Annotated in this window: 16 protein-coding genes; 8 read left to right on the top strand and 8 right to left on the bottom strand. The window is 58.3% G+C overall.

The genetic code is table 11. From position 1 onward, the window contains the following. Nucleotides 1-24: 24 nt before the first annotated feature. Nucleotides 25-1,836 carry an ABC transporter ATP-binding protein gene (locus M8010_RS03350; RefSeq protein WP_502846201.1) on the bottom strand — a complete coding sequence of 604 codons (1,812 nt, stop codon included), beginning with the start codon at nucleotides 1,834-1,836 and terminating at the stop codon, nucleotides 25-27. 167 nt (nucleotides 1,837-2,003) lie between these two features. On the opposite strand from M8010_RS03350, the gene M8010_RS03345 reads away from it, so the two are divergent. After that, nucleotides 2,004-3,458, top strand: a complete 1,455-nt coding sequence (locus tag M8010_RS03345) for a hypothetical protein (protein WP_250088520.1) — start codon at nucleotides 2,004-2,006, stop codon at nucleotides 3,456-3,458. A 126-nt stretch (nucleotides 3,459-3,584) separates the two neighbouring features. Here the strand turns inward: M8010_RS03345 and M8010_RS03340 are convergent, their stop codons facing one another. After that, the gene (locus M8010_RS03340; RefSeq protein ID WP_250088511.1) at nucleotides 3,585-5,033 is read right to left on the bottom strand and encodes a rhomboid family intramembrane serine protease; all 1,449 of its coding nucleotides are present in this window, start codon (nucleotides 5,031-5,033) and stop codon (nucleotides 3,585-3,587) included. 184 nt (nucleotides 5,034-5,217) lie between these two features. Between M8010_RS03340 and M8010_RS03335 the strand changes: the two genes are divergently transcribed. Then, nucleotides 5,218-5,664 (top strand): OmpA family protein, encoded by a 447-nt coding sequence (locus M8010_RS03335; protein ID WP_250088505.1) that lies wholly within the window; start codon nucleotides 5,218-5,220, stop codon nucleotides 5,662-5,664. A gap of 56 nt (nucleotides 5,665-5,720) precedes the next feature. Here the strand turns inward: M8010_RS03335 and M8010_RS03330 are convergent, their stop codons facing one another. The 3 genes from M8010_RS03330 to M8010_RS03320 all read right to left on the bottom strand — a co-directional run bounded on the left by M8010_RS03330 (nucleotide 5,721) and on the right by M8010_RS03320 (nucleotide 9,020). Further along, nucleotides 5,721-6,122, bottom strand: coding sequence for an MAPEG family protein (locus tag M8010_RS03330; RefSeq protein WP_250088503.1), 402 nt, complete (start codon nucleotides 6,120-6,122; stop codon nucleotides 5,721-5,723). A 172-nt stretch (nucleotides 6,123-6,294) separates the two neighbouring features. Continuing rightward, nucleotides 6,295-6,864, bottom strand: coding sequence for a class GN sortase (locus M8010_RS03325; protein ID WP_250088501.1), 570 nt, complete (start codon nucleotides 6,862-6,864; stop codon nucleotides 6,295-6,297). Beyond that, nucleotides 6,861-9,020, bottom strand: a complete 2,160-nt coding sequence (locus tag M8010_RS03320; RefSeq protein ID WP_250088499.1) for a marine proteobacterial sortase target protein — start codon at nucleotides 9,018-9,020, stop codon at nucleotides 6,861-6,863. The genes M8010_RS03325 and M8010_RS03320 overlap by 4 nt, the downstream gene beginning before the upstream one ends. Nucleotides 9,021-9,245: 225 nt before the next feature. Between M8010_RS03320 and pdsR the strand changes: the two genes are divergently transcribed. Genes pdsR through M8010_RS03305 form a run of 3 tightly spaced genes read left to right on the top strand, consistent with a single transcriptional unit; the run spans nucleotide 9,246 to nucleotide 13,296 of the window. Then, the gene (gene pdsR / locus M8010_RS03315) at nucleotides 9,246-9,947 is read left to right on the top strand and encodes a proteobacterial dedicated sortase system response regulator (RefSeq protein WP_250088491.1); all 702 of its coding nucleotides are present in this window, start codon (nucleotides 9,246-9,248) and stop codon (nucleotides 9,945-9,947) included. Between the two features lie 3 nt (nucleotides 9,948-9,950). After that, on the top strand, nucleotides 9,951-11,963 hold the full coding sequence (locus M8010_RS03310; RefSeq protein ID WP_250088483.1) for an ATP-binding protein: 2,013 nt from the start codon (nucleotides 9,951-9,953) through the stop codon (nucleotides 11,961-11,963). Between the two features lie 22 nt (nucleotides 11,964-11,985). After that, a complete protein-coding gene (locus M8010_RS03305; RefSeq protein WP_250088481.1) occupies nucleotides 11,986-13,296 on the top strand; it encodes a DUF3422 family protein in 1,311 nt (436 codons plus the stop codon). 8 nt (nucleotides 13,297-13,304) lie between these two features. Here the strand turns inward: M8010_RS03305 and M8010_RS03300 are convergent, their stop codons facing one another. Continuing rightward, on the bottom strand, nucleotides 13,305-14,093 hold the full coding sequence (locus M8010_RS03300) for an ATP-binding protein (protein ID WP_250088480.1): 789 nt from the start codon (nucleotides 14,091-14,093) through the stop codon (nucleotides 13,305-13,307). Nucleotides 14,094-14,175: 82 nt separating this feature from the next. Between M8010_RS03300 and M8010_RS03295 the strand changes: the two genes are divergently transcribed. Continuing rightward, on the top strand, nucleotides 14,176-14,616 hold the full coding sequence (locus tag M8010_RS03295) for a methylglyoxal synthase (protein ID WP_250088478.1): 441 nt from the start codon (nucleotides 14,176-14,178) through the stop codon (nucleotides 14,614-14,616). On the opposite strand, the gene M8010_RS03290 is transcribed toward M8010_RS03295, so the two are convergent. After that, nucleotides 14,587-15,333 (bottom strand): polyamine aminopropyltransferase, encoded by a 747-nt coding sequence (locus M8010_RS03290; RefSeq protein ID WP_250088476.1) that lies wholly within the window; start codon nucleotides 15,331-15,333, stop codon nucleotides 14,587-14,589. The genes M8010_RS03295 and M8010_RS03290 overlap by 30 nt on opposite strands. Nucleotides 15,334-15,478: 145 nt before the next feature. Between M8010_RS03290 and M8010_RS03285 the strand changes: the two genes are divergently transcribed. Next, nucleotides 15,479-18,406, top strand: coding sequence for a transporter substrate-binding domain-containing diguanylate cyclase (locus M8010_RS03285; RefSeq protein ID WP_250088469.1), 2,928 nt, complete (start codon nucleotides 15,479-15,481; stop codon nucleotides 18,404-18,406). A gap of 74 nt (nucleotides 18,407-18,480) precedes the next feature. Next, complete coding sequence (gene cysK, locus M8010_RS03280) at nucleotides 18,481-19,452, top strand: cysteine synthase A (protein ID WP_250088468.1); 972 nt, start codon at nucleotides 18,481-18,483, stop codon at nucleotides 19,450-19,452. A gap of 48 nt (nucleotides 19,453-19,500) precedes the next feature. On the opposite strand, the gene M8010_RS03275 is transcribed toward cysK, so the two are convergent. Further along, nucleotides 19,501-20,079, bottom strand: a complete 579-nt coding sequence (locus tag M8010_RS03275; protein WP_250088466.1) for a porin family protein — start codon at nucleotides 20,077-20,079, stop codon at nucleotides 19,501-19,503. Nucleotides 20,080-20,109 lie beyond the last annotated feature (30 nt).

Genomic DNA, 20,109 nt, shown 5'->3' with positions numbered 1-20,109 from the left:
GTGAATACCCATCCCCACCGATCATCAGCCCTGCCGGTCGCCATACAGCTGCGCATAAAGTCCCTGGCGGGCAATCAAATCATCATGATGACCCTCCTCGGTGATGTAGCCATCCTCGAACACATACACCCGGTCTGCCTGTTTCACCGCGCTGAGACGGTGGGCGATGATCAGAGTGGTGCGCTGGCGCAGGAACGCCTCCAGATCCCGGTGCAACTGGAATTCGGTTTCTGCATCCAGAGCTGAAGTGGCTTCATCCAGAATGACCACCGACGGATCCGACAGCACCATCCGTGCAATGGCCAGCCGCTGGCGCTGGCCGCCGGAGAGCCGCACACCCTGGCGGCCGATCATGGTGTCAAGCTGATGTGGCATTTCGGCCACGGTCTTATCCAACTGGGCAATGGTGAGCGCCTGCCACATCTCGGCATCGGTCTTGTCGCGGCCCAGGGTCAGGTTCTGGCGCACGGTATCATTGAACAGGGCGGGATGCTGCAACACCGTGGCGACGTGCTCCCGCAGACAGGGTAACCCGATACGCTGAACCGGCACACCGCCCAGCAACACTTCCCCCTGCTGCGGTGTATACATGCCCAGAATCACCTGTACGAGGGTGGATTTGCCGCCCCCGCTGGCACCCACCACTGCCACTTTCTCACCGGGCTCCAGGTGCAGGTCTATACCTTTGAGAACCTCTTCCTCGCCATAACTGAAGTGGATGTTTTTCAGGGTCAGGCCAACGGTGTGGCGACCCCGAAACGGATTCTCCAGGGCGGGATAGCGGGGTTCCTGTTTCAGGTCCAGTAACCGGTTGATGCGCCCAAGTGCAGCATTGGCGGCAAACCAGGCGTATTGCATGTTCAGCATTTCCTGCACCGGCGTGAGCATGAACCAGAGGTAGCCGAAGATGGCGAACATCATACCAATGCTCAGGTCACTGAAAAGCACCGTCACCATCGCGGCCGCGCGGAAGGTGTCCACGCCAAACTGGAACAGCGCAAAACTCGCGCGGGTGGCGGCATCACTGCGCCACTCAAACTGGATAGCATGATCTCGGACCGTGCGGGCACGACTGATCAGCTGGCGAAGGTAATGCTGCTCACGGTTAGCGGCCCTGAGCTGGTGAATGGCGTCCAGGGTTTCCGTAAGGTCGCCCTGGAAGTCTTCATAGGCGCTGTTTTCCCGGCGCTTGAGATCCTTGACCCGCTTGCCGATAAGCATGGTGGCGAAGATCACCATGGGATTGAACAGCAGGATCAGCAACCCCAGTTGCCAGTGCACCCACATCAGTACGACAGCGGTGCCCAACACCGTCAGGCTTGCCACCAGGAAACGGCTGATGGTGGTGCCAAGAAACTGGTCAATGGTATCAAGATCGGTGATGAAGTGACTGGTAATGCCGCCGGAGCCCCGGATTTCATATTCAGACATGGCCACCCGCTGCAGGCGCCCCAGCAAGCGCGACCGGATACGGAACACCACATCTTTGGAAATCTTGGAAAACTCGCGGGACTGGAGCACATTGAACGTGAGCGCCAGCACCCGCAACAGGAACGCTGCCACAACCATCAGGCCGATATAAACCGCCGGTTGGTGCCAGGCCTGGGGCAGAAAAACCTGCATGACCGGCAACACCGGGCCAGCCTCGTCCAGCAGCACCTCGTCCACCAGTACCGGCAGCAACAACGGAATTGGCACACTGACCACGGTGGCCAGAATGGCGAGCACATTGGCCCGCACCAGTCTCGGTTTGTGCTTCAGGGCAAGGGACAGAATACCCCGCCAGCTATACCGATTTTCATTGCTGCCTGTTGAGCCAGGCTCAGCTACGTTCAGATCTGCCGCCTGTTCCAAATGTCCTCCGGTATTGTTTGTGTGCCAGTACTCATACGCAGCATCTTCTGTGACAGTCTACCCGAGCCTGAACACAGCCGTCTGGTGAGATGGCGGCCCTTCTGCCATCATTGCCCCTTATTCTTCGACTTACCGGAACCAGGCCGACAGTGAAACACGACTGCCATTATCACCCCGGCGAACCCGCAAAATGGCACTGCGGTGACTGCCAGATGCATTATTGCACCCGCTGCATGCCGGATGCCGATACCCGCAAACAACATGCGCTATGCCCCCATTGCAGCCGTGCCATGCGCTATCTTGGCGCTGCCACCGAAGTGGTGCCCTTCTGGAACCGGATAGGCGCATTTTTCCGCTACCCGTTCCACACCGACCCACTGATGGTTATCGCCATCTGTACATTGGTGCCCTTGCTGGTCAGTGGCAATCTTATCGGGCTGATTATCACCCTGGTGCTGGCCCTGGCGCTGCTGAAGTATACCTATGCGGTGATCAGGCACACCGCTGAGGGCCACATGAAACCACCACCCGTGGCAGTCGCGTTCAGTGGTAGTGGCTTTGATATCGTCATTCTGCAATTGCTGGTGTTCGCGCTGATGGGCGGCATGGTAGCCGCCGCGGCCATGATAGGCGGTCCGTTGCTGATGTTCCTGGCACTGGCCTTTGTGATAATGGCCCTACCCGCCAGCATTATGGTGCTTGCCATGGAGCATTCGGTCATGGCAGCCGTGAATCCAATGAATCTTGCGGTGCTGATTTCGCGGATTGGCGCACCGTACTTCCTGCTTTACGGGTACCTGATCCTGCTGACACTGGCCTCCGGCGCCGCCCAGGATTTCGCCCTCACCCACTTTGCCCCGGGCGTTGCCCGCACACTGGCTGGCTTCCTCAACAGTACCTTCACCCTCATGCTGTTCCATATGCTGGGTTATCTGTTGTTCCAGTACCAGGAAGAGCTCGGGTTCGCCAGTGATCTTCAGGATGAGGAGCATGATGGTGAAATGCAGAACCGGGACCGCACCCGGCGGTTCGACGCCGACATCGACATGAACCTGAAAGATGGCAACTACGACCGCGTACAGTCCATGCTGAAAGACGCTCTGAAACAGGACTCCCAGAACACGTTGCGACTGGGCCAATTACACCAGTTGCTGACCGCCCGTAACGATATTCCGGAGTTATACCGGTACCACCCCAGGATATTGAACATGCTGGCAGACCGGAACAATGGTGATGGCATTGCGAAGCTACTGGGGGCCATTGAGACCGTTGAGCCGGGCTTCCGGATCGAGGAACCCGAACTGTCGGTGCGTTGTGCCCGCTGCCTCTACCAGCGCGGTCACTTCAAGCCTGCACTGAAGCTGCTGCAGGACTTTCACAAACGCTTCCCCGACAGCGAGGAGCTGGCCCCGGCCTACCTGCTGGTGGCCCAGGCCCTGGCCAACGGGCTGGGCCAATGGGAAAAGGCCTCGGCGTTCCTGAATTTCATCAAGAAGCGGTGCCTGAAGCATCCATTGCATGAACAGATCGACGTTTACCTGCGGCAGGTGGAAAACCGGGAGCCGGTGAAAGGCCCCAAGGCTTCGTTTTCTGTTCAGGAGTAGGCCTGATTGGCGGGGAGGGTGTTCCAGAACACGCTGTGAATACGTCCCTGTACGCTCGGCTCCGCCATCCATGGCTACGCACGGTTCTGGAACACCCTCCCCGCCAATCGGCGATCCAGCAGTGAGTTAGCCGTTTTGTAACAACTGCCTGTAATGGCGAGCCTTTGGCGTCATCTGGAGTTTTTCGAACTCGTCTGCCAGCAGTCGACAAGCCTCCGTCGTGAGGAGCTCATCGCCGGTGCTTTTGAGTCTCTCGAAAGCCTTTTCCGCAGCTTTGAGGTCGTGTTGCTTCAGGCTGGTGAACAGAACCCGGTTGTGGTCTTCGGCGGTCAGGGGCTGGTGGCTCTCACCTTTACGCTGGTATTCCTGCCATATTTCAATCATCTGTTCAGGCTGGCGGCGGCTCAGGGACTCGTTCATCAATTCCCGCGCGCGCTCCCGGTATTGCGGCAACTCCGGACGCAGCTTCGCCAGCTGATACAGGTGCTCTAACAGCACGGTACGATCCGGGTAGTGCTCCCGCAATGCTTCGAACTGGCGTTTGGCCACATCGAAGTCCATCCGCCCCAGGCTGGCCATGGCCTGGCTGTAGCCGGTGGTAAATCGCTCGTCCTTCTCGTCTTCTTCCGGCTCGAAGAACTCTTCCTTTACCTGCAGCCAGCTCCTGCCCAACAACCAGACCATGCCAGCGCCTGCCACGAGGCCGCCAGCGTGGGCCATGTAGGCGATACCAGTGGCACCGGCGAACCAGTAATCGTAAATTTCCTTACCCAGCCACACCGGCAGAATCGCCAGCGCCGGTGCCCGGAAATAATTGAAGTACACCCCGACAAAATAGAAGAAACGGATTTTCTGCAGCCCGTAAATGGCCACGTACATACCCATAAGTCCGGATATGGAGCCGGACGCACCCACCAGCGGTATGTGGCTGCCCATGGAGAACGCGGTGAATACAACGCCGGAAATCGACCCGCACAGCAGGTAAGCCAGCAGAAAACGACCGGGGCCGAGGGCTTTCTCAACGGTAAAGCCCAGCAGGAACAGGAACACCAGGTTACCGATGATGTGCCCCCAGCCACCGTGGAGGAACTGATAGGTGATCAGGGTGTAGAGGGAGAACTCCGCAGGCACCAGCCCTAGCTGGTTGGCACTGAGACGGTCCATTAGCCGGGCTTGAATGTCGCCTCGCAGCTCCATCCAGCGGCGACGTTCCGCAGGGGCAAACAACACGTCCCGGTTTTCCAGCATGTACTGGTAGAATTCGCGATCGGACAGCAGGCTGTAGGCCACCCACAGATCCCCACCCTCCTGGCGCAGCTGCTGGAAATTCTGCAACTCGTAAACCCGCTCTTCATCGCCCTCGAAACGAATCTGGCGCTGCAGGTAATCTTCGTACACCGGTGCTTCAAGGGACTGCAGCCCCGAATCTAGATACTCCTCGATCGCCTGCTCGGTCAACCGGCTGTCACCGCCCTGGTAAAACGTGAATACCAGCATGCAGGCAAGCATCAACCCAAGCGTCACCCAGGGCGGGCGCTTCCAGTTAACGGTATTTTCTGCGGGGATAATCAGCATGGGCAGTCACAATTCATCATAATTTGTCCCGGGAGATGTGCTTTTTACCACAGCATGGCCAGTTTTTCGCGTTGTAATGAAGATCGAACAAAAGTTCGACCAATCGCCAATTGCCGTTGTCCCGGCCACAGCCAATAGTTGCCGGGACAACAAAAATACCGGACGTGCAACCAAGGAAAATGCCATGACTGTACTTATACTGGACAACCCGGAGCTACTTGCCCGAGCGGCCATCGAATCCGGCCTGCCAATGCCGGAGCAGGCATCTGACGGCGGGCCCCGCAAGCCACACCGCGTGCGTTTTCATTACGGTTTCAACAAACACCGCCTGGATGAGCAGGATCAGGCCATTCTGCGCCAGCATGCCGCCTACCTGCGGCACAATCCGGGTGTAAAAGTACGCATCCACGGCCATGCCGATATGTTTGGCGTTGGTGAATACAACCACTTTCTGTCGCGCCTGAGGGCCAGCAGCGCCGCCAAACTGCTTGTTCGTGAAGGGGTGAGGGAAAGCCAGATCCTGGTAAGCGGCTGGGGCAATGACTGCCCGCTGGCACGCCCGGAAGACCACGCCGCCAACCGGAGGCTGGAACTGGAGTACCTCACTATGGAAATGGCTCAGGCGTTATAGGGCCAGCCCCGGAATGTGTAACTGGATTCGGGGGCTATTCCGCCCCCACAAGCAATTCAGCCGTAAACCTGGAATACATTCCAGAGCAGCAACACGGCCATGGCAAGGATGCCTGCCCAGGTCAACAGAATGCCCACCATCCGGGCTATATGAGGGCCACCCCGGCCGTTGATCATGCCAAAGGCATGGAGCACACGCCCCACGACGAAAGCCATTCCTGTCCAGTAAATCAGCCCACTGTGCACGCCGTTCAATTCCGCAATGGCCAGCATGACCAGGCCCAGGGGCGCGTATTCCACCAGGTTGGCCTGGGCGCGGACAGCCGCCTCGAAGTCCCGGTCGTCAGTTATTCCGAGGCTTTTCTTGTACTTCAGGCGAAAGCGGGACACCATCCCCGACAACACCAGCAACAACAGCCCGAGAACGGCTGCGAAAACAGCGGAAACAGGTACGATCATCTTTAACCCTTCTTGATGGCGCTGACGACGGCCACACCACCAATAATCAGAAAAAGAATAAGATTCATTGCGTGCATCTCCCTGCAGCGAAAACAGTCCTCGAAAGACTGCCCTGTTTTGTCAGATGCTTCAAGCACTTCCGTGAACGGCGCAGAAACGTTATCAGACTGGTTCAGGTAGAAGGTGCAGGGAACTCGGCTGTGGCCTCCACCACATAGCGTAGCGGACCATTATTCGCCAGACCATTGAAGGGGTAACAGGTCACCAGCAGCAGGGAATCCCTGGGCAGCTGTGCCGTGTTAATCTGCTCGTAACGACTATCAACAACGCGGATGCGGTCGACCAGAAAGGTACGCCAGTCTCCATGCCGGTCCTGCAACTGCACCCGGCTACCTGTTTCCAGATGCTGCAGCCCCCGAAAATGGGTGTCTCGGTGGCCGGCAATCACCACCGGCCCGGCCTGACTGCCATCACCCAGTACCTGCCCCGGCCCGAAGGCCAGGCTTTCACCGTGGGCACCTTCCAGCACGATCAGCGACTGGCCGGTTTCAGGCAGCGTCAGGCGGGCCACCGGCCAGGTATCCGCCCATGGCCAGGGGCGGGTCTGCTGCTGCCGTGCCTGGCTCTCGGCCCAGGCCAGCTCCAACAGCTCCTGGGCTGCCAGGGCCTTGAGTGGTATCCACAACCCTACCGCCAGGATTGTCGCAAAAGTGGTTGCCAGCAGAAGAATCAGGCGGTTCATGCAAACACCCTCCTCTGTACCAGGGTAATCGCAACCGAGAACATAAGACCCACCAACCCGATGGCTATGAACAGCGGAGACAGCGTTGCGGTCTGCGGGTAACGCAGCATGGTGCCCTGGCTTCCGGCCGGGAGTAACGTAGGAACGCTGTCGGTTGCCAGGGTTTCCTCGGACGGCCTTGATGGCGTTTTTTCCTGCGCCAGGAAACTGGTGTACTTCGTCATCAACTGATGTTTCAGCCCCAGAGACGTCACCTCTGACTGCGCATCGTCATCGACCTGGCCGGTAAGCCCGCTGTCCATCAGGCTATTGATTTTCTGTTGCGCCCAGTGGCGATGCAGCCCCTTACCCTTTGCGGCCTGATCGAGCCGCAGTGACTGTTGCCACTGACTGCCATCCGGCAGCCGACCGGAGAACTCCAGTTCGCCTTCTCCTGGCAGGCCCCGCACCACTTGCACCATGGGTTCGCCCCGAAACAGATCACCAATGCGAGCCGGGAAGGCTTCAGTTGCGTCTGTCTGGCCTGGCCAACTAACCGAAATGTCCGTCAATACCGGTGCCTGCATTTTGCCAAACAATTCATCCAGCGGTCGCTCCACATCCGAGAGATCGCTGATGGCGGTATAGGTGCCACGGCCGTAGCGTGCCGCTTCCCGCATGAAGTGCATATTGGGGGCCGAGCCGATACCCACTGTAAACAGGCGGCTGCGACCCAGCCCGTTACTGATCTTTCCAAACAGGGCAGCTTCATTGCCCACCGCACCATCGGTGATGAACACCACCTGTCGAACCCTTGCGGATGTTGTGTCACCGCCCTCGTCCGAGTCATCCAGCGCGGCCTTCAGCGCCGGTGCCATCTCCGTGCCACCGTTGGCGTTCAGGCCCTGAACATAGCGACGAGCCCGGGCGATGTTGTTGCCATTGGCCGGTACCGCATCCATGAACAGGGCGTGAGTCTGGCTGTTGAACTGGATCACGTTGAAACGGTCATCCCGCCCCAGTGTGTCGAGCCCACGCAGCAATGCCTGCCGGGCCTGGCGGATGGATTCACCGGCCATGGAACCGGAGGTGTCAATGACAAATACCAAGTCCCGCGGTAGGCCCTGATCAGGGTTCAGTCCCGGCACCATCAGCGCCAGCAGGTAATCCTCTCCCTGCCACTGCTCATGAAAAACAGCGGCCGAGGGCTCCATTCCACGGGCTGGCGCCCAGCGCACCACCAGGTCCCGATCCATCAACACCGAATCGGATTCCGGCGCCACTTCCACCGTGCTGCCATTCCACGTACTTGTCAGACGATGACTGGGGCTGGAAACACGGCTTACCGGCAGACCTCCGTTGATCTCCAGTGCGATCGTTGCCCGATGACTGTCCGGCCCAGCATCCTCGGGCAATACCGTAAAGGGGCTGATCCGGTCTGCGTCCGGCACTTCCGTAGTGGGTGTCGCCCAGCCTCCAGACCACTGCGCGGGTCGGTTGTCAGCCGCCTGACCGGGCATGTAGCGGGGTGTCAGAGTGGTCGGCAGACGTAACTCGAATTCACCGGACTGGTAGCGCACCGCCTGCTGATAGTTCAGTTCCACGGTGATGGTCTCACCCGGGGGAATATTCGCCATTCGTGTGGTGAACAGGTTCGGCCGCTGCTGGTCAACACGAGCTGCCTTTCGGCCCTCTTCCTTAGCCTGGGTGTACTGACGCTTCGCTTCCCGCTTTTCATGAATCTCGCCTACAATCACGCGTTCGCCTGCGGTCATGGTCATGCCGTACACGCTGGCGTTCTCGGGTAGCGGGAAAACAAACACACCCTCCCGCCATTGCCGGCTGGTATTGCGGAAACTCTGTCGTAACCGGGTGTCGGCGATCAGCCCGCTGACGGTCACCTTGTAGTCGGTATCGAGCAGCGTCGCTGACTCCTGCCGTTGCCCCGCATCGTCGACAAAATGAAACTCTCCCGCACCTTCGCCGGAGGTTTCCGAAGCCTCTGCATACACCGGGTGCACGAACAGGAACAACAGCACCGCCAGCCACAGTGAGATCCCCTCCAGCCAGCGGCGGAACCGGGGGGATACCGTGCCGCCGGCAATCAACCGGTTCCGGTGACCCGCGTTCGCGATGGTTCGTGAAGATGGCACTATAAAGTGGCTGAGCAGCATCATTCCGCTTCCTTGTCTCAATGGGATGAACACACGCCTGTTGGCAACTGGTGTCTATTTCAGCCCACGGAAACGGCGATCCGGTGTCACAATCTGGCGATCCGGCGTCGAAATAATGATGAATTGTGGCAAACAGCTCGCGTAACCTTGTTCTGGCTTCAGGCCATGGTTAATCTCAGTCCTTGGTTAAACAGCAACCTGCATCAACAGGGAAAATGGCCGAAGGTTATGAAGCAACACATCGTGCTGATTGAGGACGAACCCGCCATCCGGGAGAACTACCGCGACGCCTTCGAGCGCAGGGGTTACCGGGTATCCGCTTATGGCGATCGCACCAGTGCTTTCCAGGTGTTACGCACCTCCCTGCCGGACCTGGCCATTATCGATGTGGGCCTGGGTGACGAGCCCGAAGGTGGCTTTACCCTGTGCCAGGATCTCAGAGGCCTGTCGAAGACCCTGCCAATCATTTTCCTCACTGCCCGCGACAGCGATATCGATTCTGTTCACGGCCTGCGCCTTGGCGCGGACGACTATGTCACCAAGGACATGAGCATTGACCACCTGCTGGCACGGGTAACCGCCCTGCTAAGGCGTGCAGATGCCTGGGCCGAGGCACTGAGGCAACCGGATGAAGTGGTGCACAGGGGCCGGCTGGCGCTGAACGTTGACCGGATGACTGCTGAATGGAATGGTCAGCCCATAGACCTGACGGTGACCGAGTTCTGGATGCTGCACTCCCTGGTTCAGCACCCTGGCCACGTGCGCAGCCGTGAACAGCTTATGGAAGCGGCCAGCACCGTACTGGATGACAATACGGTGACCTCACACATCAAGCGGATACGCCGCAAGTTCTGCCAGATTGACGGCAGCTTTGACGGCATTCATACCGCCTACGGCATGGGTTATCGCTGGAACGCCCATGAGGCTTGAGTTTTGACTCTCAAACGCCAGCTCTTTATTGCCAGCCTGCTGATGCTGCTGATCCCCTGGGCCGGCCTGCAGTTTGTGCTGGAGCTCGACCAGGCCCTGCGTGACCAGGCAGCGCGACAACTGCAGAGCCAGGCCGGGCGTATCGCCGAATTTGCTGCGGACACCCCTGATAGAACGGCAGTTATTGAACCGGGAACAGATGTTATCTACGCCGACATCCTGTCGCGCCCACTCAACCTCGACGGTTATGGCGATGACTGGCCAGGCTACGATGAGGAAGAGTCCCGCCAGCAGTGGCAAGATACCAGCAAGGATATGGAAAATGAGGGAGCACAAGTGTCCTGGCAGGCAGCCGTGGACCAGAACCATTTATTCCTGCTGATACGGGTCAGTGGCCGCAAAGCGGTGAGTTTCGACCCGGGAAACCCTGAACAACCCCATGACCAGATCCAGCTGCACTTCACCAAAGGCAACCAGAGTGTTCAGCGCCTTATTCGCAACCAGGCGCCGGGATCCATCAACGCCGTAGAGCCTGGGCAAGACGGCGAGACGGACTACCGCATCAGTGGCTATTGGCAAGCCGTCAGCAACGGCTACCAGGCTGAACTGAGAATCCCCCGCCCCGACCCATCAGGCCAATTCGGGTTTCAGGTCAGATGGCCAGGGGCAAAGACTGCAATCGGCGATAGCGAAAGCATTACCACAGGCCCGGATTCAGTAAAAATCGTCACTCGCCTGCCGACACTGGAAAGGCGGCTTGGAGCCTTGGTTGCACCAGGCCAGGGTGCTTGGCTTCTGGAGCCCGACGGCTGGGTGATTGCCCGCCAGGCGCGAGAATCGGAGCAGGAAAGGCCAGAGTTTGACAGCCTGAGCCCGCTACAGATTCTCGAACGCATCAGCCTGAACGGGCTACGGGCGCTGGTACGCTTCTATCAGCCCGAGCCAGTGCCGCTGGAGAACGACAGCCACCGAATGGACGCAGATAAACTGCCGGAGCAGGGCCTGGTTCGTCACCGGGACGGGGACACCTACATGCTGGTCAAACAACCACTGGACAATGGCCGGGTACTGGTGCTGGAAGAGTCCCTCGACCAGCTCCTGGCGCTGTCCGGCAGCACACTGGGTTCGGTCATCGCCCGCAGCGTGCCGCTGATCACGGGCCTGATGCTGGTGCTGCTGGGCTATGCCAGCTGGCTGTCCTGGCGTATCACCCGGCTACAGCGCGCTGTCAGCGCAAGCGTTGACGACGATGGCAGGGTAATTGGCGCCCTTCCTCCTGCCAGGGCGAAGGACGAACTTGGCGATCTGTCGCGGCAATTCAGCCATATGGTGGAGCGCCTTCAGGGTTATACCAATTACCTGGAAAGCTTCTCCCGGCGCCTGTCCCACGAGCTGAAAACGCCCATTGCGGTGGTGCGGTCGTCCCTGGAAAACCTCAGCCACACCACCGAACCAGCCGACCAGGCCAGCTACATCGAACGGGCCCGTTCCGCCACCGACCGGCTGAGCCAGATACTGCAGGGCATGAGCGAGGCAGCTCGCCTGGAACAAAGCTTTGATCACGCGGAGAAGGAACTCTTTGACCTGGCCGACGTGGTTTCCCAGACCACCCTCGCCTACCAGTCACTGGACCCGGATCATCGCATTCATTATTCCGGCGCCGCCGAAAATTGCCGATGCCACGGTTCCCCGGAATTGCTGGTGCAAATGCTGGACAAGCTGGTGGACAATGCCCGGGATTTCACACCAACCGGAGGATTGATTGAAGTACGATTGGCGCCCGGCCCGAAACAGCTGGAACTGAGCGTGTTCAATGAGGGTTCGTCATTACCTGATAACCTGGCCAGTGATATTTTCAGCCCTTTCGTTTCCGTGAGAACAGGCCATCAGGAGGGGCACCTGGGCCAGGGCCTGCTGATCGTTCGCCTGATCGCCGACCATCACGGCGGCCAAGTGCTGGCAACCAACGAACCGGGAGGCGTGCGCTTTACAGTCTTGCTACCATTACAGCCCTGAATCGCAGCCAGAGGAATGGACCTTGAATCGCCCGCTCAACCAGCTTGACCTGCACCCCCTGAGAGCAGAGCTCTACGACGAACTCCACTCCCGGCCATTTCACGTATTACCCTGCCCGGCGCAGGTCACCCATATCGCCCTGCTGACCACACCGGAGCAACGAGCGGTCCAGTTCCGACACTGGCAAGAGCTTCACATCATGCTGGGGCAACCGGCACCCGTCGGAGATGTCAGCTGCTACGAGGCCACGTTTGGCTCTCTGCGAATAAGGCGCGAGATGCATATGGAGTTTGCGTCCTACACCTTTATCAACCTGGGCCCCGGGAACGAGCACCAGCCCTTCAAGGAAACAGGTATTACATCACTGCCCAAAGGCTGGCTTGAAAAGCTTACCGGCACCATCGTGGCCGCCTTTCATATCGACCTGCAGCAAGCCACCAACGGCCCGGAAACCGACCTGGCGCAGATCCGCGAATGTTTCGAAGGGGAACGGCTGGTGGGCAGCAGCCCCTGGGAAGGTAAGGCCAGGGTATGGGGAACCTTCAAGCTCCATAGCGACGGCTTTGGCCGCTTCATGGTGCTGAACCGGGACATGTCAGACAGCCAGCTCGGCCGCCTGACCCAGCGACTGATGGAAATCGAGACCTATCGGTTGATGTCGTTGCTGGCACTGCCACTGGCCCGGGAAATGACTCCGTCGCTGAACGACATGGACCAGCAACTGGCGGTTGTCACCCAATCCCTGGCCGACAACAAGGACATCGACGAGCGCGAGGTGCTGGCGGAACTTACCAATATCGCCGCCCGTATCGAGGCTTTCCGCGCCCATTCCACTTTCCGTTTCTCAGCAACACGCGCCTATCACAGACTGGTACTGACCCGGCTGGAAGAGCTTCGGGAAGATGAGCTGTCGGGGCATCTGACCATCACCGAGTTCATGACCCGGCGGCTGACACCGGCAGTGGAAACCTGCGAATCGGTGAAGGACAGGCTTGAAGACCTGTCACGGCGGGTGGACCGGGCTTCGGATATGATGCGAACACGGGTGGAGCTGGCGATACAGAGCCAGAACCAGCAGCTACTGAGCTCCATGGACCGGCGCTCGAAAATTCAGCTGATGATGCAGCACACCGTGGAAGGGCTGTCCGTGGTGGCCATCAGCTACTACCTGGTGGGACTACTGAAACTGGCACTGGATTCCGCCTACGATGCCGGTTTTGATTTCAACAAGTCTCTGGTGCTTGGCGCCGCCATTCCAGTGGTAATGATCCTGGTATTCGTTGGCGTGCGGCTGGTGCACCACCGATTTCTAAAACTGGCACGGCGACAGTAGCCTGTGGCTCAACCGCCAAAAGCCTCGGGGTCACCGGCGAACTGGCGGTAGAATTGTTGCGCCGTGCGGCCGTTGCGGGAGCCCCGACTGGTTGCAAAGCGGATAGCCTCCCGGTGCAGTGCCTCGCGATTCCCCACCCGGGGGAACAATGCGTCTATGGCCTGCAGGTACACATCCTGGGCGAATCCATAGAACGACAACTGCAATCCAAACCGGTCCGCCAGGGAAACCTGCTCTTCGATCGCCTCGGCCGGGTGCAGTTCGCCGCCCCGCATTTCGCTTTTCAGGTTATCGTCCATGAACTCCGGCATCAGGTGGCGGCGGTTGGAGGTTGCGTAAACCCGCACGTTCTCCGGCGGCATTTCCAGTGATCCCTCGAGAACGCTCTTCAGCGCCTTGTAACCGGACTCGCCCACCTCGAAGGACAGATCGTCGCAGAAGATCACGAATCGCCAGGGCAATTCGGCAATGTCATCAACAATTTCCGGCAGGTTCACCAGGTCATCCTTGTCCACCTCGATCATCCGCAGGCCCTGGCCCCGATAGCGGTTAAGCAATGCTTTGATGAGCGAGGACTTTCCGGTACCCCTGGCACCCCAGAGCAAAGCGTTGTTGGAGGGTTCACCGGCCAGAAAGCGCTCGGTGTTGCGGGCCAGTGCATCCTGCTGCCGGCCAATACCGGTCAGGTCGTTCCAGCCCACCGGGTCCAGCCGCCGGATGGCACGCAGCCCCTGGCGATGGCGACGCCACACGGCGGCCGGTGTTTCTTCCCAGTTGATGGATTGGTCTGCTGCCATAACACCTTTTTCCTGTTCCGCGTCTGTCTTGATTATGAAACACTGGAGCCTGATACCATCCCAAAAGGAGACTTTTCCGCAAATGGCCGTTAAATCCGTCGCCCTCGTCGCCCACGATAACAAGAAGAGAGAATTGGTGGACTGGGTTGCCGAAAACCAGACCCGCTTTGCCTCCCTCCGCCTCTATGCCTCCGGCACTACAGGCCGCCTATTGAAGGAAAGCCTCGGGAGAGACGACATTACCTGCCTGCTCAGCGGCCCACTCGGCGGTGACCAGCAAATCGGCGCCAAAATCGCCGAGGGCGAAATTGACCTGCTGGTGTTTTTCTGGGACCCGCTCGAACCCCAGCCCCACGACCCGGACATCAAGGCCCTGCTGCGCATTGCGGCATTGTGGAATATTCCCGTTGCCTGTAACCGTGCGACAGCCGAATTCATACTCACGTCCGCCTATATGACCGACGATCAGCATCAGCCGAACAAACCGGACTTCTCAAGCTACACCGGTCGCTCTGTCAGCTAGCGGCTTATGCGCCAGAAACACCGTATTGGTCGATTCCCGGTTCTGGAACGGGTTGAAGAACGACACCACTTTCGCGTCCACATCGGTGAACAGTTCTCGCAGTACATCCATGAACACGTCATCCGGCGGCTCGTTGGACCACATCGCGAAGACCCCGCCTGAGCGCAGATGCCTGGCCATCTTTCCGAGGCTTTCAACGTTGTAAAAACTGGCATTGGAGTCGTTCAGCAGTGCCCTTGGAGAGTGGTCAATGTCCAGCAGAATGGCATCGAAGACCTTACCCGGCGCCTGAGGGTCGAAGCCGTTTTCGGAAACGGCAAGGTCAAAGAAACTACCCAGCACATAGCGGCAGCGCGAGTCCTCATTCAGCACCTTGCCAAGCGGCACTTTCTCCTGCTCGTGCCAGTGGATCACGGTGTCCAGGGCTTCCACTACCAGAAGCTCGCTCACCCGCTCGTGCTTCAGAGCCGCTTCTGCGGTGTAACCCAACCCGAGGCCACCGACCACCACCTTGAGCTCGTCACCGTCCACCGCATCCAGGCCCAGGTCGGCCAATGCCACTTCCGCATCCACAAACATGCTGGACATAAGGAACTCTTCGCCCAGTTTCACCTCATAGATATCGCGGTCGCCAAGCGCCGGAATACGGCGGCGGCGAAGAGTGATCTCTCCCAGGGAAGAGGGTTGGCTGTCGATCTGCTCAAATAAAAGGCCCATTGTCTGTACCGTGCGTTACCCAGAGTCCAACTATCCTATCACCGGATGTCACTGATCGCAGACTGCAGAGCCGTTTCCCGTTGGGCAATCCTAACGCTAACGACTACACTTTCGAATCAACACAAAGAGAATTGTGAACCACCTGATGAGCGCCGGAACTTTCCGCCAACGGCTGTACCTGAATGCAATTCTGCTCTTTGCCTTCTCGGCGCTGACGCTCCTCTCAGTCTCGACGCCTGTCATGTCGTCTGAAGCCCGGACCGTTTCCGTGGGCATTGTGTCTGACAACAAACCCTACTCCAATATCGAAGGACGCTCTCCCTCAGGGTTCTCGATCGATATACTCCGTGAAGTGGCCCGTCACTCAGAGCTGACCTTCGAATTCCGTGCCGGTACCTGGGCCGAAGTATTTGGTGCCTTCATGAGGGGTGAGATAGACATTATTGATGGCATTTCCTATCGCGAAGAGCGAGCCGAAAAGATCCTGTTTACCAGTCCTTACCACATCCGCCAGATTTACCTGATGCATGACCCGGCCAATCCACTGGGCGATATCAGCTCACTGGAAGCACTTTCCGGCGCTCATGTCGGCATAGTCCAGGATATCTACTATCGCGACGTCCTGACGGACGCGGGAATCAACTACACCAGCTACAGCTCCATTCCCAGCCTGGTGAGGGCGCTGGCATTCGGTTGGGTGGACGGCGTCCTAGGGCCGGAATTGCCCCTGAAATACTACGCCAACCTGGCCGGCTTCCGATTTCTTGAGGTTGCCGGAGAGGCCCCGCTCGGAGAGCTCTCGCGGGAAGATTTTCGCCTCGGTGTTCTGAAGGGCAATGAAGCGTTGTTTGAGGCCGTGAGCAAAGGCCTGGATGCGATCCCACAATCAACAATCACTGAACTGTTCGAGCGCTGGCAGGAGTTTGGCGGGGCCAGTATCACCGAAGCACCAGCCATTGAACTCTCCAGCGCGCAACGGCGTTACCTCAGAGAACTGGGGCCGATCAGGGTGGGTTTCATGAGGGACTACGCACCATTCAGCTTCCAGGATGCCAACCTCCTGCAGGGACTGTCTGTGGATGTTATGAACCGGGTGGCCGACCTGACCGGTCTGCAGATTATTCCGGTCACAGACCAGTGGTCAGAGCTGTATCCGATGTATCTGAAGGGAGACATCGACATTATGGCCAATATATCGGAGAGCCGGGAACGCAGGGAATCCAGCCGGTTTACCGCTCCTTACCACATCATCCCCAATGTCGCTTTCACACTGGATGGCTCACTGGAATTCAGCACCGTAGCGGATCTGAAAGGTCTGAGAGTGGCCACCGGGGCTGGCATTTATTATGAACAGGCGTTGAAGGATCAGTTGGGTGACGATATCTATACCTTCACCTCACAACGGGGCATGTTTCAGGCTTTGAAGGAAGGTACCGTTGATGTCGTTTTGGCGGCCTTGCCCAATGGCAATTATTGGGTCCGTGAGCTGCGGATTACAGGGGTAACCGTGGCCGGGGAAATGACCCTCGATGGCAAACCGGGTGAGGACCTGCGCTTTGGTGTGCGGCCAGCACTGGAACCTCTGGCACTGATTATCGATGAGGCCCTTGCCGCCATCAGCCCTACAGAAAAAAGAACCATCGAAAACCGCTGGCTGGGAGCCTCGATACGCAGGGCACCTGAGCCTACCGAAGACGTGACGTTCACAGCGACCGAAACAGCCTGGCTGGAGAAAAAAGGCAAACAACTCACCATATGCGTCAACCCTGACTGGTTACCTCTTGAAGGGCTTGATGACGAAGGCAGGCACAGAGGCGTTGCTGCCGAAACCTTCAGATTGTTCTCTGAGCGTTCAGGCATAGAATTCGTTCCACGACCGGTCGACAGCTGGCCAGAATCCGTCAGGGCCGCCAAGAATCGCGATTGCGACTTGTTCTCCATGGCCATGGAAACGCCCGATCGACTCGGCTACATGAACTTCACGTCGCCCTACGCTGAGATTCCAGGCGTGCTTGTGGGCCGCATAGAAGCCCCGTTCATCGACTCCCTCGATGATCTGTCAGGCCAGCCCGTAGGCATTGGGGAGGGTTACGCCCTTGCGGAGCTGTTAACAATCCGGAACCCCAACCTCAATCTGGTTGAGGTCGGCAATGAAAAAGACGGACTGCGCATGGTTCAGCAACGGGAGCTGGCGGCGTTTCTGAGCTCACTGGCAACCGCCAGCTATAACATCCAGCGCCAGGGCCTGGCAGATCTGAAAGTGATTGGCAGAGCGCCGGCAGACTGGGCGGCTGCCGTGGCCACCCGCAATGACGAACCGGAACTGCTGGGCATCATGCAGAAGCTGGTGGACAGTCTGACCGAACAGGAGCGCAACACTATCGAACAGCACTGGAGCGGTATAAGTCTGCAACAGAAAACCGACTACACCCTGATCGCCCAAGTGGGTGCCGTTGCGTTGCTGGTTCTGGGTTTATTGTTTTACTGGAACCGGAAGCTGGGGCGGTTAAATCGGGAGCTGGCGTCTGCCAACGCAAGGCTTGCGCACCTGAGTGTCACCGACGATCTGACCCAGATCGGCAACCGCAGCTATTTCGACACCGAGTTCAGCAAGAGCTTTCATTGGTGCCAGAGGCACCAGCAAGGCTTTGCCGTTGCCATGGTGGATGCGGACCACTTCAAGACCATTAACGACACTCATGGACACGCGGCGGGTGATCAGTGCCTGAAAGCCCTGGCTGACATTCTGCGTGAGCATTTCCGCCGGGACACAGACCGCCTGACGCGGTTCGGTGGTGAGGAATTCGTGATTTTCACCTCGTTCAGCGACAGGGAAGAACTGATCTCACGGCTTGAAAGCTTCCGGGAAGCTCTCGCCCGCAGCTCAACCCCCTGCGACGATGCCCAACTGCATTTCACCGTCAGCATTGGCCTGGCGACCGGTATTCCCGGTAAGGATTCTTCGGCGGCCGAATTCCTGCGAATGGCTGACAAAGCTCTGTATGCCGCAAAACAGAACGGGCGCAATCGTCTGGAAACCCGTGCTGTTGAATCCGGCAACACTGATAGTTAAGGCGTCATCGCCACACCCTCTGTCACCTTGAGTAGAGTGTTATCATGTCGGTATAACGACAAGGAGAATCAGCTATGGCAAAGATTTATGAGGACAACTCACTCTCCATCGGCAACACCCCACTGGTCAAACTGAACCGGGTTAACGACGGTGCCACCATCTGGGCCAAGATTGAAGGACGCAATCCTGCCTATTCCGTTAAGTGCCGGATCGGTTCTGCGATGATCTGGGACGCGGAAAAGCGTGGCGCGCTCAAGCAGGGAATGACCATCGTCGAGCCCACCAGTGGCAACACCGGTATTGCGCTCGCCTTCGTGGCCGCCGCAAGAGGTTACAAACTGGTGCTGACGATGCCCTCATCAATGAGCCTGGAGCGCCGCAAGGTACTCAAGGCACTTGGGGCAGAACTGGTGCTTACGGAACCGGCCAAGGGTATGAAAGGTGCCATCGCCAAAGCCGAGGAACTGGTTGCCGAAGACCCTGACACTCACTTCATGCCCCAGCAGTTTGAGAACCCCGCCAACCCCCGTATCCACGAGGATACCACCGGCCCGGAGATCTGGAACGACACCGACGGCGCCATCGACATCTTCGTATCCGGGGTCGGCACCGGCGGCACCCTGACCGGTGTGACTCGCTATATCCGCAACACCAAAGGCAAGGCCATTACCACCGTTGCCGTTGAGCCCGAAGACTCACCGATTATCACCCAGTCCCGCGAGGGCCAGGAAATGACACCCGCACCCCACAAGATCCAGGGTATCGGGGCCGGTTTTATTCCGGGTAACCTGGATATGGATCTGGTGGATCGGGTGGAAAAAGTCAGCAATCAGGAAGCCATGGATATGGCACACAGACTGATGCAGGAAGAAGGCATTCTGTGCGGCATTTCCTGCGGCGCGGCGGTTGTGGCTGCGGTCAGAATTGGCAAGCTGCCGGAATTCAGGGGCAAGAATATTGTGGTGGTGTTACCGGATTCCGCGGAGCGCTATCTGTCCTCCGCGTTGTTTACGGACCGGTTCGGCGAACTGGAAAACGTGCAGTAATCAAAGAGGAGCCCGGGGCAGATCGCCCCGGGCCATTTTGCCGCTGCATCAGAACTGGAAACGCATACCAACGCGGCCAGTGTCAAAATCCGGCCCGTCGTTGGTGACCTGGCCGTTGAAGTCGTCCTCGTCGATATCAACATTATAGCGGTTGTACTCCGCGAACGCCGTCAGTCTCTCGGTTACCCGGAAATCAACGCCGGCACCGACAAACGGGTTGACCTCATCGTAGGTCTCGCTGTCGTCGAAGGCATCGACATCAAACGATGATGCAAATGCGCCTGCCTTGGCATAAACACCGAAGGTGTCCGTCAGCGGCAACCGACCGCGGAGGCCAAGGGACGTCCCCTTCAGCTTGCCATCGACTTCGTCGTCACCGAAGTTGCCAAAATCAATGTACTCCGCTTCCATGGCAAAAAATTCGTTGAATTGATAACCCAGGCCTACGCCGAACAGGTCGTTCTCATCGTCGAATTCACCGCCATGTGACTTGTAGCCACCGTAGCTACCGCTGACATACACACCGGAACTGTCCCGGGTGGTATTGTCCTGTGCCGAGACAACGGGCGCTGCCAGCATCGCCGAGGCCAGAACCGTTACACATGCAAAACCAGATTTATAACTCATAGCATCCTTCCTTCTGAGTTCAGTCATTGA

Origin of the sequence: Marinobacter sp. ATCH36 (assembly GCF_023555055.1) — a bacterium.
Classification (GTDB): Bacteria; Pseudomonadota; Gammaproteobacteria; order Pseudomonadales; family Oleiphilaceae; genus Marinobacter.
Note: the sequence above shows the minus strand (reverse complement) of the source record. Positions and strands in the feature narration are given on the sequence as shown.

Coding starts and splice junctions, on each gene's coding strand:
- M8010_RS03295 (WP_250088478.1), top strand. CDS start 14,176: ATGGCCGTTAAATCCGTCGCCCTCGTCGCCCACGATAACAAGAAGAGA.
- pdsR (WP_250088491.1), top strand. CDS start 9,246: ATGAAGCAACACATCGTGCTGATTGAGGACGAACCCGCCATCCGGGAG.
- M8010_RS03340 (WP_250088511.1), bottom strand. CDS start 5,033: ATGCTGATTATCCCCGCAGAAAATACCGTTAACTGGAAGCGCCCGCCC.
- M8010_RS03275 (WP_250088466.1), bottom strand. CDS start 20,079: ATGAGTTATAAATCTGGTTTTGCATGTGTAACGGTTCTGGCCTCGGCG.
- M8010_RS03320 (WP_250088499.1), bottom strand. CDS start 9,020: ATGATGCTGCTCAGCCACTTTATAGTGCCATCTTCACGAACCATCGCG.
- M8010_RS03335 (WP_250088505.1), top strand. CDS start 5,218: ATGACTGTACTTATACTGGACAACCCGGAGCTACTTGCCCGAGCGGCC.
- cysK (WP_250088468.1), top strand. CDS start 18,481: ATGGCAAAGATTTATGAGGACAACTCACTCTCCATCGGCAACACCCCA.
- M8010_RS03285 (WP_250088469.1), top strand. CDS start 15,479: ATGAGCGCCGGAACTTTCCGCCAACGGCTGTACCTGAATGCAATTCTG.
- M8010_RS03300 (WP_250088480.1), bottom strand. CDS start 14,093: ATGGCAGCAGACCAATCCATCAACTGGGAAGAAACACCGGCCGCCGTG.
- M8010_RS03325 (WP_250088501.1), bottom strand. CDS start 6,864: ATGAACCGCCTGATTCTTCTGCTGGCAACCACTTTTGCGACAATCCTG.
- M8010_RS03290 (WP_250088476.1), bottom strand. CDS start 15,333: ATGGGCCTTTTATTTGAGCAGATCGACAGCCAACCCTCTTCCCTGGGA.
- M8010_RS03330 (WP_250088503.1), bottom strand. CDS start 6,122: ATGATCGTACCTGTTTCCGCTGTTTTCGCAGCCGTTCTCGGGCTGTTG.